This window comes from Vreelandella glaciei, assembly GCF_013415125.1.
GTDB lineage: Bacteria > Pseudomonadota > Gammaproteobacteria > Pseudomonadales > Halomonadaceae > Vreelandella > Vreelandella glaciei.
The window spans coordinates 39,644-54,167 of the sequence record NZ_JACCDE010000008.1; the positions used below are offsets into that span (position 1 = coordinate 39,644).

The 14,524-nt window shown below is 54.3% G+C and carries 16 protein-coding genes; 10 read left to right on the plus strand and 6 right to left on the minus strand.

The window, feature by feature from the left end:
* The first annotated feature begins 7 nt into the window (after positions 1–7).
* The 9 genes from urtE to trhA all read left to right on the plus strand — a co-directional run bounded on the left by urtE (position 8) and on the right by trhA (position 7,472).
* Positions 8–697: an urea ABC transporter ATP-binding subunit UrtE gene (gene urtE / locus HZS80_RS07205; protein WP_179915625.1), complete on the plus strand. Its 690-nt coding sequence runs from the start codon at positions 8–10 to the stop codon at positions 695–697.
* A gap of 52 nt (positions 698–749) precedes the next feature.
* The gene (locus tag HZS80_RS07210; RefSeq protein WP_179915626.1) at positions 750–1,799 is read left to right on the plus strand and encodes an aliphatic amidase; all 1,050 of its coding nucleotides are present in this window, start codon (positions 750–752) and stop codon (positions 1,797–1,799) included.
* Between the two features lie 34 nt (positions 1,800–1,833).
* Complete coding sequence (locus HZS80_RS07215) at positions 1,834–2,883, plus strand: AAA family ATPase (RefSeq protein WP_179915627.1); 1,050 nt, start codon at positions 1,834–1,836, stop codon at positions 2,881–2,883.
* A 136-nt stretch (positions 2,884–3,019) separates the two neighbouring features.
* Positions 3,020–4,249: a formamidase gene (gene fmdA / locus HZS80_RS07220; protein ID WP_179915628.1), complete on the plus strand. Its 1,230-nt coding sequence runs from the start codon at positions 3,020–3,022 to the stop codon at positions 4,247–4,249.
* Between the two features lie 90 nt (positions 4,250–4,339).
* On the plus strand, positions 4,340–4,672 hold the full coding sequence (locus HZS80_RS07225) for an FmdB family zinc ribbon protein (protein ID WP_179915629.1): 333 nt from the start codon (positions 4,340–4,342) through the stop codon (positions 4,670–4,672).
* A gap of 196 nt (positions 4,673–4,868) precedes the next feature.
* Positions 4,869–5,315 carry an alcohol dehydrogenase catalytic domain-containing protein gene (locus tag HZS80_RS23420; protein ID WP_246361788.1) on the plus strand — a complete coding sequence of 149 codons (447 nt, stop codon included), beginning with the start codon at positions 4,869–4,871 and terminating at the stop codon, positions 5,313–5,315.
* 16 nt (positions 5,316–5,331) lie between these two features.
* The gene (locus HZS80_RS23425) at positions 5,332–6,039 is read left to right on the plus strand and encodes a zinc-binding dehydrogenase (RefSeq protein WP_281662200.1); all 708 of its coding nucleotides are present in this window, start codon (positions 5,332–5,334) and stop codon (positions 6,037–6,039) included.
* A 22-nt stretch (positions 6,040–6,061) separates the two neighbouring features.
* Positions 6,062–6,586: a hypothetical protein gene (locus HZS80_RS07235; protein ID WP_179915630.1), complete on the plus strand. Its 525-nt coding sequence runs from the start codon at positions 6,062–6,064 to the stop codon at positions 6,584–6,586.
* A 208-nt stretch (positions 6,587–6,794) separates the two neighbouring features.
* The gene (gene trhA, locus HZS80_RS07240; RefSeq protein ID WP_179915631.1) at positions 6,795–7,472 is read left to right on the plus strand and encodes a PAQR family membrane homeostasis protein TrhA; all 678 of its coding nucleotides are present in this window, start codon (positions 6,795–6,797) and stop codon (positions 7,470–7,472) included.
* Here trhA and HZS80_RS07245 read toward each other — a convergent pair.
* From HZS80_RS07245 to HZS80_RS07265, 5 genes are all read right to left on the minus strand, one after another.
* Positions 7,469–8,092, minus strand: coding sequence for a glutathione S-transferase family protein (locus HZS80_RS07245; RefSeq protein WP_179915632.1), 624 nt, complete (start codon positions 8,090–8,092; stop codon positions 7,469–7,471). The genes trhA and HZS80_RS07245 overlap by 4 nt on opposite strands.
* A gap of 83 nt (positions 8,093–8,175) precedes the next feature.
* Positions 8,176–8,940, minus strand: a complete 765-nt coding sequence (djlA, locus tag HZS80_RS07250; protein ID WP_035555129.1) for a co-chaperone DjlA — start codon at positions 8,938–8,940, stop codon at positions 8,176–8,178.
* Between the two features lie 33 nt (positions 8,941–8,973).
* The gene (gene dxs, locus HZS80_RS07255) at positions 8,974–10,899 is read right to left on the minus strand and encodes a 1-deoxy-D-xylulose-5-phosphate synthase (protein ID WP_035555133.1); all 1,926 of its coding nucleotides are present in this window, start codon (positions 10,897–10,899) and stop codon (positions 8,974–8,976) included.
* Positions 10,900–10,901: 2 nt separating this feature from the next.
* Entirely contained in the window at positions 10,902–11,795 is an 894-nt protein-coding gene (locus HZS80_RS07260; RefSeq protein ID WP_035555137.1) for a farnesyl diphosphate synthase, read from the minus strand.
* Positions 11,789–12,079 carry an exodeoxyribonuclease VII small subunit gene (locus HZS80_RS07265; protein WP_035555140.1) on the minus strand — a complete coding sequence of 97 codons (291 nt, stop codon included), beginning with the start codon at positions 12,077–12,079 and terminating at the stop codon, positions 11,789–11,791. The genes HZS80_RS07260 and HZS80_RS07265 overlap by 7 nt, the downstream gene beginning before the upstream one ends.
* Before the next feature lie 249 nt (positions 12,080–12,328).
* Between HZS80_RS07265 and serA the strand changes: the two genes are divergently transcribed.
* A complete protein-coding gene (serA, locus tag HZS80_RS07270) occupies positions 12,329–13,573 on the plus strand; it encodes a phosphoglycerate dehydrogenase (RefSeq protein ID WP_035555143.1) in 1,245 nt (414 codons plus the stop codon).
* 81 nt (positions 13,574–13,654) lie between these two features.
* On the opposite strand, the gene HZS80_RS07275 is transcribed toward serA, so the two are convergent.
* A complete protein-coding gene (locus tag HZS80_RS07275; RefSeq protein ID WP_179915633.1) occupies positions 13,655–14,344 on the minus strand; it encodes a pirin family protein in 690 nt (229 codons plus the stop codon).
* Between the last annotated feature and the right edge of the window lie 180 nt (positions 14,345–14,524).

Consider the following 14,524-nt stretch of genomic DNA (forward strand, 5'->3'; position numbering starts at 1 on the left):
TGCCATCATGCTTGAAGTCAACGATTTACATGTGAGCTACGGCCAAAGCGAAGTCATCCATGGTATCAGTTTCGATATGAATCAGGACGAAACCTTGGCCGTGATGGGCCGCAATGGCATGGGCAAGACTACCCTATTTAAAGCGCTGATCGGGGTGCTGCCAAGCGGGGCGGGCAGCATTCGCTTGGATGGCAAAGAACTGGGCGGCTTGCCCGCCCATAAGCGCGTTGCCGCTGGCTTAGCCTATGTTCCTCAGGGGCGAATGATTTTCCCTAATCTCACAGTGATGGAGAACATTGAGTCTGGGCTTGAAACAGCGAAAAGCCGCAAAGTCCCTCGAGAGATATTTGACTTGTTCCCGGTATTGCTGGATATGCGCAATCGCAAGGGCGGCAACCTTTCTGGAGGTCAGCAGCAGCAACTTGCCATTGCTCGGGCGCTGGTCACTGAGCCCAAAGTATTGCTGCTTGATGAGCCTACAGAGGGTATTCAGCCTTCAATCATCAAGGAAATTGCGCGGACGCTTAATGACATTCGTGAGATGAAGAAGATCGCCATTCTGGTTTCCGAACAGGTGCTCAGCTTTACCATGGAGATCGCTGACCGTCTTACGGTAATCGAACGCGGGGAGCTGATTCACGAAGAAAGCCGTGCCACCGCTGATCAGGCCAAGATAGCCAGCTACTTAGCTGTTTGATAGACCCCCTTTATTCATTAATTAATGCTCAAGAAGCACAGGAGTAAATCTTATGCGTCATGGAGATATTTCCAGCAGTGCAGATACCGTTGGTGTGGCTGTGGTCAACTACAAAATGCCACGTTTGCATACCCGCGAAGAGGTGTTAGATAACGCACGAAACATTGCCGAAATGATTAAAGGTATGAAAGTCGGTTTACCAGGCATGGATCTCGTGGTGTTTCCTGAATATAGCACCATGGGAATCATGTACGACAACGATGAAATGATGGCGACAGCGGCGACGATTCCCGGCGATGAGACGGCAATTTTTTCAGCGGCTTGTCGTGAAGCTAACACCTGGGGGGTGTTTTCTCTCACCGGGGAGCAACACGAAGACCATCCCCATAAAGCTCCCTACAACACGCTGATACTGATCGATAACCAAGGAGAAATCGTACAGCGTTACCGTAAGTGCATCCCTTGGTGCCCTATTGAGGGATGGTATCCCGGCGATACCACGTACGTGACCGAAGGCCCAAAAGGCATGAAACTTAGCCTAATTATCTGTGATGACGGTAATTATCCGGAAATTTGGCGAGATTGCGCCATGAAGGGTGCCGAGTTGATCGTACGTTGCCAAGGCTACATGTACCCAGCGAAAGAGCAGCAGATATTGATGTCTAAGTCGATGGCGTGGGCAAATAACTGCTATGTGGCGGTGGCGAACGCCAGCGGCTTTGACGGGGTTTACTCTTACTTTGGCCACTCAGCGATTATTGGTTTTGACGGTCGCACGCTCGGTGAGTGTGGTGAAGAGGACATGGGTATCCAGTTTGCCCAGCTTTCGATCAGCCAGATTCGCGATGCCCGCGCCAATGACCAGTCGCAAAACCATTTGTTCAAGCTGTTGCACCGGGGCTACTCAGGCGTTCATGCGTCGGGAGACGGCGATAAGGGCATCGCCGATTGTCCTTTTGATTTCTATCGCACCTGGGTCATGGATGCCCAGAAGGCGCAGGAAAACGTTGAGGCGCTAACGCGCAAAACGATAGGCGTTGCCGAATGCCCGGTGGGTGAATTACCCGTCGAGGGTAAGGAGCGTGGCGCAGGGCGCGACTGACACTTAGATGCTTAAAGGCCCTGGGGAGTTATAAATGCCCTTTATTAACGATCGTTTGGAGGAGAGTCGTGAGATCGCCGATCTTGAACAGGGGGCGAAGGCCAGGGAAAGGCCATCACGCTTCCGGTTTGACCCCGCAAGGGTGATGCAGCGATTGCGTGAACGTATTGTCGGCCAGGAATACGTACTCGATGCCATGGAAGCGATGCTGTACGTGGTCAAGGCTGATATCGGTGCCGAGGAACGCCCATTAGCCGTTAATCTTTTCCTTGGCCCCACCGGGGTGGGCAAGACCGAGACGGTACGCCTGCTGGCTGAGGCTATTGTTGGCCGCGCAGATGCGCTGTGCCGTATCGATATGAACACGCTTGCTCAAGAGCACTATGCGGCGGCATTGACGGGTGCCCCGCCGGGTTATGTAGGGAGCAAAGAGGGCCATACCCTGTTTGATATTGATGCTATTCAAGGCAGTTACAGTCAACCCGGTATCGTACTGTTCGATGAGTTGGAAAAGGCCTCGAAAGAAGTGGTGCGTAGCCTGCTAAACGTCATGGACAGTGGGCAGTTAGTACTATCGGGCGGTACACGGAAGATTGACTTTCGCAACACACTTATTTTTATGACCAGCAATATCGGTGCTAATGACGTGGTGGCCTATCGTCACCAGTTTGAGCAGGGTTGGCGGCGTTGGCTAAGGTTGCAGCCAAGTAAAGAATCGCGGGTACAACAGCAGGCGCTAAAGCGTCATTTCGACCCTGAGTTTCTCAATCGTATAGACCGCATATTGCCTTTCGAGAAGCTGGATGAGAACTGGTGGTCGTCCCTGCTGGATATCGAGCTAGCGAAACTTGATAAACGCCTCGCTAAACAGCAAATCACGCTGCAACTAACCGACGATGCACGAAACTGGTTGTGCGAGAAACGCGATCCACAATTTGGCGCTCGCGATTTAGCACGAAGGTTACGCGTGACGCTAGAGCCCGCGCTGGCTAGCGCTCTGTTGAGGCATCCGGATAAGCAGTTATACCAAGCCAGCATCAACGAAAAGCATTCTCTTAGCGTTTTGCCGATCACCACTCCATAGCTTTTATACGTCATATAACGTAGTGGCCGTAGTGCATTAGCTTATGGCTGCCTGAGTAACGATTTTACATAGTGGTACAGGGAAAGCGGGTTTCTCTATAACCACTATTCGACGTTACGTGAAAGAGGTATGTGTCATGGCTGAAACAATCATCAAAATTGACCTTAAGCAGTCGCCTTACGAGAACGAGCAGATTCACAACCGCTGGCATCCCGATATACCCATGGCTAGCATGGTGAAGCCTGGCGACGACTTTATTATTGAGTGTCATGACTGGACGGGTGGGCAAATCCATAACAATGATAGTGCCGACGATGTGCGTGATGTGGATTTAACCCAGGTGCATTTTTTATCAGGCCCGGTGGGTATTGAAGGTGCGGAGCCCGGTGATTTACTCGTAGTAGATATTCTCGATATTGGCACTTTTGAAGAGAGTCAGTGGGGGTTTAATGGTTTCTTTTCCAAGCAAAATGGTGGAGGTTTTTTAACCGAACATTTTCCAGAGGCACAAAAGTCTATCTGGGATTTCAATGGTATGTTCACTAAGTCACGACATATTCCTGGTGTTGAATTTGCTGGCTTGATCCACCCAGGTTTGATTGGCTGCCTTCCATCAAAAGAAATGTTGTCTGAGTGGAACAAGCGCGAAAAAGAGCTTTATGACACAGAGCCTGATCGCATCCCGCAGTTGGCCGCGTTGCCCTACGCTGATACGGCACATATGGGCAAATTGTCAGGCACTGCGAAGCAGCAAGCTGCCGCTGAAGGTGCACGTACAGTGCCACCCCGTGAACATGGTGGTAACTGTGATATTAAGGATTTATCGCGGGGGGCGACGATTTATTTTCCCGTTTACGTTAAGGATGGTGGCTTATCGGTAGGCGACCTTCACTTTAGCCAAGGCGATGGGGAAATCACTTTTTGTGGCGCTATTGAAATGGCTGGTTGGATCCACTTGCGGGTTAACCTGATTAAAGGGGGAATGGATAAGTACGCCATCAAGAACCCTATTTTCAAACCGAGCCCGTTAACGCCAAAATACGATGACTACTTAATTTTCGAGGGTATATCCGTAGATGAGCAGGGCAAACAGCATTACCTGGATGTGCATGTGGCTTATCGCCAAGCTGTTCTCAATGCCATCGAATATCTCAAAAAGTTTGGTTATACCGGTGCTCAGGCATACTCGCTGCTTGGGTGCGCGCCTGTACAGGGGCATATTAGCGGTGTTGTAGATATTCCCAATGCTTGTGCAACGCTTTGGTTGCCAACGGATATTTTCGATATTGATGTGAAGCCGAATGCCAATGGGCCTGGAGCTAAAGTAACCCAGGGATCTGATTTACCACTTTCAAAAGATAAATAGAAACTTTCAAACGTTAATGGCTTTGATATAGGTGGCGACTTCTCTACATCGCTGCCTGTTTGAAAAGGATACTAATAAGGAGAAAGCAGTATGCCTCTCTACGACTATAAATGCGCTACTCATGGCTTGTTCCACGAACTGGTCCCAATGCGCGACTCGGGTGATGCTTGCGCTTGTCCAAACTGTGGAGCGTTGTCACCACGAGTACTACTGGTCGCTCCACAGTTACTAATGATGGATGCCACAAAACGCAATACCTTTGCTCGCAATGAAAAAGCCGCACACGAACCCAGGCATGGAAACCAGCATAGCGAGCAAGAAAAGGGGTGCTGTCATCGTGAGCGCCATAAGCCCCAGGTATTTTATACGGCTGAAGGCAATAAAATGTTCCCCTCAGCACGGCCATGGATGATTAGCCATTAAGCGCAGAATCGCTTCGACTACTGCACTCACCACGCCAGCGATGTAGATATTGAGCGTAAGGGGTGATAACCAGCGAATAAGCCTTGAGCGAACGTGGAAACTTGCTTTTTTTTAAGCTTTTTTGCCCGGCGACTGAACTATGTTGATACATAGCAGGATGCTAACCCAGGGGTATAAAGGTTAAGGAGAAGCGACGATGAAAGCACTTTGCTGGCATGGTAAAAACGACGTTCGCTATGACACGGTACCGGATCCAGAAATTGAGCACCCTCGCGACGCTATCGTTAATGTAAGTAGCTGTGCTATTTGCGGCTCTGATCTCCACCTTTACGATCACTTCATACCGGCTATGGAGTCGGGAGACGTGCTTGGCCATGAGTTTATGGGCGAAGTGATGGAGGTAGGCAGTGAAGTAAAGAATTTAAAGGTAGGTGATCGTGTCGTAATTCCCTTCACTATCTTTTGTGGTGAATGCGAGCAGTGCCAGCGTGGCAATTATTCAGTCTGTGAGCGCTCTAATCGCAATAAAGCATTGGCCGATAAGGCGTTTGGGCATGGTGGTGCGGGATTATTTGGCTATTCCCATCTCACTGGCGGGTACGCAGGCGGCCAAGCTGAATTTGTCCGGGTAACCATTTGCTGATACCACCCATATTAAAGTGCCCAGTACGCTCACTGACGAACAAGTGCTCTTCCTAGGCGACATTTTCCCCACCGGTTGGCAGGCGGCGGTGCAGTGTGACATTCAGCCTACCGATACGGTGGTAGTTTGGGGCGCTGGGCCGGTAGGCCAGTTTTGTGTTCGCAGCGCTGTGCTGCTGGGCGCAAAGCAAGTGGTGGTGATCGATAATGTCCCCGAGCGGCTCGCCATGGCAGAAGCGGGCGGCGCTATCACCATTAATTTTGATAAAGAGAGCGTGCTGAGTCGCCTGCAAGACCTGACCAGCAGTAAGGGGCCAGAAAAGTGTATTGATGCGGTGGGCCTGGAGGCACACGCTACCCGTTCACTGGACTCCATGTACGATCGCGTTAAACAAGCCATGTTGTTGGAATCCGACCGAGCCCACGTATTACGCGAAATGATCTATGTCTGTCGCCCTGCGGGAGTGCTCTCCATTCCCGGCGTCTATGGGGGCTTGGTGGATAAACTTCCCATTGGTGCGTTAATGAATAAAGGGCTGACGGTGCGCACCGGCCAGACACATGTGAATCGCTGGACCGATGATCTGCTGCGGCGTATTGAAGAGGGCCAGATTGACCCCTCATTTGTTATTACTCACTCCGTTGGCCTAGAGCAAGGGCCCGAAATGTATAAGACCTTCCGCGATAAACAGGATGGTTGCGTCAAGGTAATTCTCCAGCCTTGAATACACCGACATGGAGGTAGGTATGCATAAGCACACAGACATGGCCCAGTCGCAAAGCTCAGCGGATAAGCTGGCGCGAGGGCTCGGTTGGCTAAGCCTGGTTGTCGGGCTTTATCAACTGCTAGCGCCAGACAGGATTACCCGTGAGCTCGGTATGCAAGGCAGCGAAAACAGCCTGCGTGCCTGTGGGGCAAGAGGTGTAATGAGTGTTATCGGCGCGCTTTCAGATAACCCTACACCTGCAATATGGAGCCGCGTTGGCGGCTATGTGTTAGATCTTGCTGCCCTCTCCTTTGCACTAAAGGATGAGCGTAATCCTAAGAGGCAGAACGTTTACTTGGCGTTAACCGCGGTGGGTATTCTCACTGCCATTGATGTCGCCTGCGCAAAAGCATTGAGCCAGCGTCATGTCTATCAAGGTGGTGCCACTCCTAATTACCGCTATCGAAGCGGCTTCCCCCAAGGGTTAGCAAGTGCGCGCGGTACTGCGCTAGGTTTTCAAGTGCCCGCCGATATGCAGGATGCTTTACCCTCGCCAACGCTTTAAAAAGATTCCCATCGCGTGCATTGGCAGGATTTCTTCTCCAATCAATACCGAGCCCGGCTTTAGTTTTCGGGCTCGGTTTTAGTTGCTTTGTTTCGATTTGCTTAAACGAAGGAACAAATGGTCGCTAGCACTCTCTTTATAGTCAGCTACTCGCTATTTTTTACATGGCTGAGCTATAAGTTAATAAGGGCGTTTAGAGGTGCCACGTTTGAAAAATACCGATATCGACGACCCGTTGGGCGAATTCAGCGTTATTGAAGAGTGGCTGCACAGCATTACCCACGGGATTGGTGCTGCGCTTAGCTTGGTAGGTATGGTGGTCTTGCTCGTAGTGGCGAGCCTAGCGGCGCACGTCGACCCATGGAAGGTGGTTAGCCTGAGCCTCTACGGCACTACGTTGGTTCTGCTATACACCGCCTCGACCCTTTATCACGGCATTCCGCATCGGCGCTGGAAGCTGCGTTTTCAACTGCTTGACCACTGCGCGATTTATCTCCTCATCGCGGGTACTTACACGCCTTTTTTATTGGTGAACATGCGCGGCCCCACCGGGTGGATACTATTTACTGCTGTATGGTCGCTGGCGTTGGCGGGCATTGTCTGCAAACTATGTTGGCCGCATCGCTTTGCGGTATTGCGCGTCACGATTTATTTGCTGATGGGCTGGATGATTTTACTCGCAGCAGAGGAAATGGCGGCTAATTTATCGTCAACCGGTATTACCCTGCTGGCCGCGGGAGGAATCATCTACACGCTCGGGGTTATCTTCTACGCCGTGCGTGCGATCCCCTATAACCACGCTATTTGGCATCTGTTTGTAATAGGGGGAAGCGTCTGTCACTACTTTGCTATTTATAGCGCGGTTCTCCCCGTTACGCCTGCTTAACCCTCAGCGGCGGCTTTCTCACGCGCGACGGCTTTAGCCATGGCGGGGCGCTTGATATGACGCTCGCGGTACGCAAAGAGCGGCTCGGGTAAGCGATGCTTCATGCTGGCCGCCCAGGAAAGGGTATGGGTCAGAAACAGATCCGCTAGGGTAAAGGTGTTACCTACTAGATATTCCTGACCGTTATAACGGCGCTCCAGGGCACCGACTGCACGCTGAAACTCCCAGGCACAAACCGGCAAAATAGCAGGAACACGTTTGTCTGCTGGCAAGGCAAACTTATGCTTGGCCTGATTCCACAGCGGCTGCTCAATTTCCGTCACGATAAAGCTGAGCCATTGATCAACTTGGGCGCGGGCCGCGGGGTCGCTGGGCAGCAGCGTGCCATCGCCATAGGCCTCGGCCAGATAGCGGCAAATAGGCGCCGACTCAAACAGGTGTACATCGCCATCTTCAATGACCGGTACCTTGCCATCCGGGTGACGTGCCAAATGCTCGGCCGTTTGGCCCTCGCCTTTATCCAAGGCCACGTGCTGGCACTGGTACTCAAGGCCTAGCTCTTCGAGTGTCCATGCCGCTCTTAGCGAGCGGGACTGGGGGAAGCTGTAGAGCGTGATCATGGCGAACTCCTGGCGACAATAATCGATCCTTCAATTTAGCGGGCGTTAGCGAACCTGTCGATTATCGTGTTTTAAGATCGCCTTTAAGCGCTGCCCCTCGCCGTACGGATTCGCTCGTAGGCATTGCCGATTTCGCTGGTACGCGCTTGGGCGATGTCGCGCATGCTTTCGGGCAGGCCTTTACCGGCCAGTTTATCCGGGTGGTTTTGACTCATTAGGCGGCGATAAGCTTTCTTGATCTCGGCATCGCTGGCGTCATCAGAAACTCCTAATACACGGTAAGCGTCTTTCAGTGCTTCTTCGCTGGCGCCTTGGGAGTTAGCCGCGGCGCCGTGGAGCATCGCTTCGATCTGTTGAACTTCAGCGTCGCTGCAGCCGACGCCGCGGGCAACGCGCAAAATCATCTCGTGTTCGGCGGGGTGAAGCACGCCATCGGCGGCAATCGCCGAGAGCTGAACCTGGATAAATACTTGGCGCAGCACCGGCTGGCGCTGGGTGAGGCGGTTAACGTTGGCCAGTTCGGCGTCCAAATTGAAATCATCGGCGCGGCCACGCTCGAAGGCGGCGCGGGCTTTGGCGCGCTGCTCGCCCTGGAGGTGCATCTGGTCAAACAGTTTCTCGGCAACGTCCAACTCGCCGTCGGTCACTTTACCGTCGGCTTGGCACAGACAGCCCATCACGGAGAAGATCGACTCCAGAAAGCCTTCCTGGATGCGCATGCGGGCGATATTAAGACGACGGCTAAGGCGCTTGCCTAGCCACCAGCCCAGGCCACCGCCAATCAGGAGACCCACCGGGCCACCAAACGCAAGGCCAATCAAAGCGAAGATAATAATTAGAAATAGCATATGGGTCTCAAAAGTAATTTAAAAAATAATGGCTTATGGCAGTCGAGCGCGAATAGCCCGCTCGATGCCATCGTTATCCAGTCGGCAGTCGGCAAGCAGCTGCGCGGGCGTGCCATGCTCCACAAAAGCGTCCGGCAGGCCGAGATTGAGCACTTCCACCTGGACGCCTTCAGCGTGGAGTAGCTCATTCACGGCACTACCCGCGCCACCGGCAATCACGTTCTCTTCCAGGGTCACCAGCAGCTCGTGCTCGTCAGCGGCGTGCAGCAGCGCATCGCGATCCAGCGGTTTGATGGAGCGCATATTGATGTGAGTCGCATTGAGCCGTTCGGCGACTTCCGCTGCGGCGCTGTTGAGACTGCCAAACGCGAGCAGCGCAATGCGCACACCGTCGTTGGCGGCCTGGCGGCGCACCTCGGCTTTGCCGATGGTCAGCGGCTCAAGGTGTGTAGGTATTGCTACGCCTGGACCGGTGCCACGGGGGTAGCGCACCGCGGCAGGGCCAGGGTGGTGATAGGCCGCACTCAGCATAGCCCGGCACTCGGCTTCATCCGCCGGGGCCAGAATCACCATGCCGGGCACACAGCGCAGAAAGGAGAGATCCATGCTGCCGTGGTGCGTGGGGCCGTCTTCGCCGACTAAGCCTGCACGGTCAATGGCAAAGGTGACGTCCAGGTTCTGCACCGCCACATCATGAATCAACTGGTCGTAACCGCGTTGTAGAAAGGTGGAATAAATTGCCACCACTGGCTTCATGCCTTCGCAGGCCATACCTGCTGCGAGCGTTACCGCGTGCTGCTCGGCAATCGCTACATCGAAATAGCGTTGTGGGTACTCTTTAGAGAAGCGAATCAGGTCGGAGCCCTCGCGCATCGCGGGGGTAATGCCCATCAAGCGCGAATCGGCGGCGGCCATATCGCAAAGCCAATCACCGAAAACATTGCAGTATTTTTTCTTGGCGACGGCTTGTTTAATGATGGGTTTCTTGGCGGCGCCGTTACTGGCAGCAGTGCTGGGCTTTTCCAGCTTGGTAATGGCGTGATAGCCAATCTGGTCGGCCTCGGCAGGCAAGAAACCTTTACCTTTTACCGTTTTGATATGCAGGAACTGCGGGCCGTCGAGGTCGCGCAGGTTTTCCAGCGTATCGGTTAGCGCGCTGAGGTCGTGACCATCAATGGGGCCAACGTAGTTAAAACCCATCTCCTCAAACAGCGTGGCGGGGCTGACCATGCCTTTCATATGCTCTTCGGTGCGTCGGGCAAGTTCCAGTGCGCCGGGCAGGTGCGAAAGCACTTTTTTGCTCTCTTCGCGTATTTTCAGGTAAGGCTTGCTGGAGAGCACCCGGGCTAGGTAGGTCGCCATGCCGCCGACATTCTCGGAAATCGACATTTCGTTGTCGTTTAGCACCACCAGCAGGTTGGCATCCACGTGGCCCGCGTGGGCCAGAGCTTCGAAGGCCATGCCCGCGGTAAGCGCACCGTCGCCAATAATCGCACATACGTGTCGCTTATCGCCCTGTGCTTTGGCTGCCAGCGCCATGCCCAGCGCCGCTGAAATCGATGTGCTGGAGTGGCCCACACCGAAAGTGTCGTACTCGGACTCGGCGCGGCGAGGAAACGCCGCCAGCCCACCGTGCTGGCGAATACTGAGCATCGTCTCGCGGCGGCCGGTGAGGATTTTATGCGGATAAGCCTGGTGGCCAACGTCCCAGACTAAGCGGTCATGGGGGGTATTAAAGGCGTGGTGCAGGGCAACGCTCAACTCGACCACACCAAGGCCCGCGCCAAAGTGGCCGCCGGAAACGCCCACGCTATACAGCAGGTAGGCGCGTAGCTCGTCGGCCAGTTGGGCGAGCTGGGAGGCATTCATGGCCCGCAGCGCGGCGGGATGATCAAAGGAGTCGAGCAGCGGCGTCGTGGGGCGCTCGCGGGGGATTTCGTCGAACAGCTTCATGGGCATCTTTAGTGGTCGCGCTCGATCATATAGTGGGCTAAGTCGGCCAGCGGTGCGGCACGTTCGCCCAGTGGGGCGAGCGCGGCAATGGCCTCGTCAATCAGGCTGTGCGCTTTGCGTTGAGCGCCCTCTAATCCCAGCAGGCTGGGGTAGGTAGGCTTCGCGCGTGCGGCATCGGCGCCTGACGTTTTGCCTAGGGTAACGGTATCGCCGGTCACATCCAGGATGTCGTCGTGAATCTGAAAGGCTAGTCCAATGGCGCGAGCGTAGCGAGTAAGCGCATTTAAACGGGGGTCATCATCCGCCACGGCTACCAGGCCGCCCATACGTACTGCAGCGACAATCAGGGCGCCGGTTTTATGAGCGTGCATATGGGCCAGAGCGTCGACATCCGGGTGGCCGCCGACGGCGTCTAAATCCAGCGCCTGCCCGGCCACCATGCCATCCCGGCCAGAGGCCGCAGCCAAGGTGTGCACCAAATGGCCCAGCCGTGGATGAGCGTTGCTGGCCAGCACTTCAAACGCCAGCGACTGCAGGGCATCGCCGGCGAGAATCGCGCTCGCTTCATCAAAGGCTTTATGCACCGTGGGCTGACCGCGGCGCAAGTCGTCGTCATCCATGGCCGGTAGGTCATCGTGGATCAATGAGTAAGCGTGGATTAACTCAATCGCGGCAGCGGGCGCGTCTAGCGCTTTGTCTTCTGCACCCAGTGCGTGGCCAGCCATATACACCAACAGGGGGCGCAGGCGTTTGCCTCCTGCCAGCAATCCGTGGCGCATGGCGGCCTCAAGCCTTGGTGCTACCGCCGGGCGACTATCAAAGAGTGCCGCGAGGGTAGCGTCTACGCGGGCATTACTGGTGTGGCGCAGGGTGGCAAGCGGGCTAGGCTTCGTGGCTACCATGGGGGCGTCTCCTTGCTTTCATCCTCGGCCACATCCTTGGGGTCGTCGGGGCCAGCGAAGGGCGCTACATTTAAGCGCCCTTCGCTGTCTTCACTTAGCGCCCGCACTTTAAGTTCGGCGCTATCCAGGCGCTGCTGGGCATCGCGGGTTAGCCGCACGCCCTGTTCAAACGCGGTCAGCGCATCTTCCAATGAGAGCTCGCCTGACTCAAGACGTTCAACGATGGTTTCGAGTTGTTCAACCGTCGCGGCGAAATCCTGCGGAGGTGATGTGGTGTCGCTCATTGGGGTATGCCTGCCAACCGGTATGTTTTTAAAATAAGCTGAAATAAGCCCACAGTATACACCGACGCCAGGGGGTGGCGTCTGCCTTTCCACCTACGCTGTTGGTAACGACTTGCGGTTCATTCATTGTCAGCACGCAGACTTTTCATCATCTTGACCCGGCGTGAATGGGGCTGTCTGTGCTACGATATGCGCCTCCCGTGAACCGATACACGGCGCATGCCGCCGACCATAGAGGTTGATTCAGCCATGGCCAAAACGTCCCTGGACAAGAGCAAGATCAAGATCCTGCTACTCGAGGGCGTCCACCAGAGTGCGGTGGACAATTTTCACAACGCCGGTTATGAAAATATCGAGCATCTGCCCACATCGCTTGATGAAGAAGCGCTGATCGAAAAGATTCGCGACGTTCACTTTATCGGCATCCGTTCCCGCACACAGCTGACTGAGCGCGTGTTCGAGGCGGCGGAGAAGCTGGTCGGCGTTGGCTGTTTCTGTATCGGCACCAATCAGGTCGATTTAACCGCTGCCCTTACCCGTGGTATCGCGGTGTTCAATGCGCCGTACTCCAATACCCGTTCGGTGGCTGAGCTAGTGCTGGCGGAAGCGATTATGCTGCTGCGCGGTATTCCTGAGAAAAACGCCCGTGCCCACCAGGGCGGTTGGTTGAAATCAGCCAAGAACTCCCACGAAGCGCGCGGTAAAACGTTAGGCATAGTGGGCTACGGCAGCATCGGTGCGCAGCTTTCTGTGTTAGCCGAGTCGCTAGGCTTTAACGTTATTTTTTACGATGTGATTGCCAAGCTGGGCATGGGTAATGCCAGCCAGGTATCGAGCCTTGAAGAGTTGTTGGGGCGCGCCGATGTGGTCAGCCTGCACGTGCCTGACCTGGCCTCTACCCGCTGGATGATCGGTGAGAAAGAGATCGCAGCCATGAAACAAGGCGCGATCTTGATTAATGCCGCGCGCGGCAGTGTGGTAGAAATCGAGCCGCTGGCGGATGCGATTAAAGCGGGCAAGCTAAACGGTGCCGCTATCGACGTATTCCCCGTTGAACCAAAAGGCAACAACGAAGAGTTTCAGAGCCCACTACGCGGCTTGGAAAACGTAATTCTGACCCCGCACGTCGGTGGTTCTACTCTGGAAGCGCAGGAGAACATTGGGATCGAAGTGTCGGAAAAACTGATCACTTACTCCGACAACGGCACCACCGTGACGTCGGTTAACTTCCCCGAAGTGGCACTGCCCGCTCACCCGGACAAGCACCGTTTGCTGCATATTCACGACAACGTGCCGGGCGTGCTGTCGCAAATTAACCGGGTACTGTCTGAAAACGGCATCAACATCTCGGGCCAATATCTGCAGACCAACGAGAAAGTGGGTTATGTGGTTATCGATGTCGATAAAGCTTACGGCCCTCAGGCGCTGGAAGCGTTGCGTGAGGTAGACCACACGCTGAAAATTCGTGCGCTCTACTCATCGCAAAATAGCTAATCCTGTTAGCTAAAACGTTGATTCAGAAACTAAACGGCCCCTTAATTGGGGCCGTTTTGGTTAGCGTCGAATAACAACTAATCAAGCTAGATCAAACAGCAGCACTTCGCCTGCCTGCTTACCGGTGAGATTGATCGTCTCATCCGGTTGGAATGCGGCAGCGTCGCCTGCGCTTAATGTCTCCCCGTTTACCTCCATTTCACCATTGACCACATGCAGCCAAGCGTGGCGCGAAGGTGGTGCGGTTGGTTGTTCGCCAGCGCTAAACAAGCCGGCGTAAAGATTGAGGTCCTGATTAATACTCACTGAGCCTTCGCGACCCTGTTCAGAAGCGACTAACCGCCACTGGCCCTGACGTTCGGCGGTAGGAAACGCCTTCTGCTCATAGCTGGGTTTAATGCCGAGCTGTTTTGGCTCAATCCAGATTTGTAGGAAGTGGAGCCCGTTCTCCTTGGAGTGGTTGAACTCGCTATGCAGCACGCCGGTGCCCGCTGACATGCGCTGCACATCGCCTGGGCGCATTACCTCACCGTTGCCCATGTTGTCTTTGTGCTCCATCTCACCTTCCAGCACGTAGGAAATAATCTCCATATCCCGGTGAGAGTGGGCGCCAAAACCATGGCCGCCGGTTACGCGATCTTCATTGATCACGCGCAAAGCGCGAAACCCCATATGGTTGCGGTCAACGTAGTTGGCAAACGAAAAGGTATGGAATGAGCGTAACCAGCCGTGGTCGGCGTAGCCGCGCTCGTTTGAACGACGAATAATCATGCTGTGCTCCGCAGGTTGCGTGAGGGAATAGTGACAATATACGCCTCGTTGAAGTCGCGTGGGGTGAAGGTTTCAGTACGTTTCTGTCGAATAAATCGATGTATTAAATGTGATTGCCAGCGCTAAACTTTTGGTTAGCTTTCGAGTAAAATCCTCGCCTCTTCTAACCCGGTCCGCCCT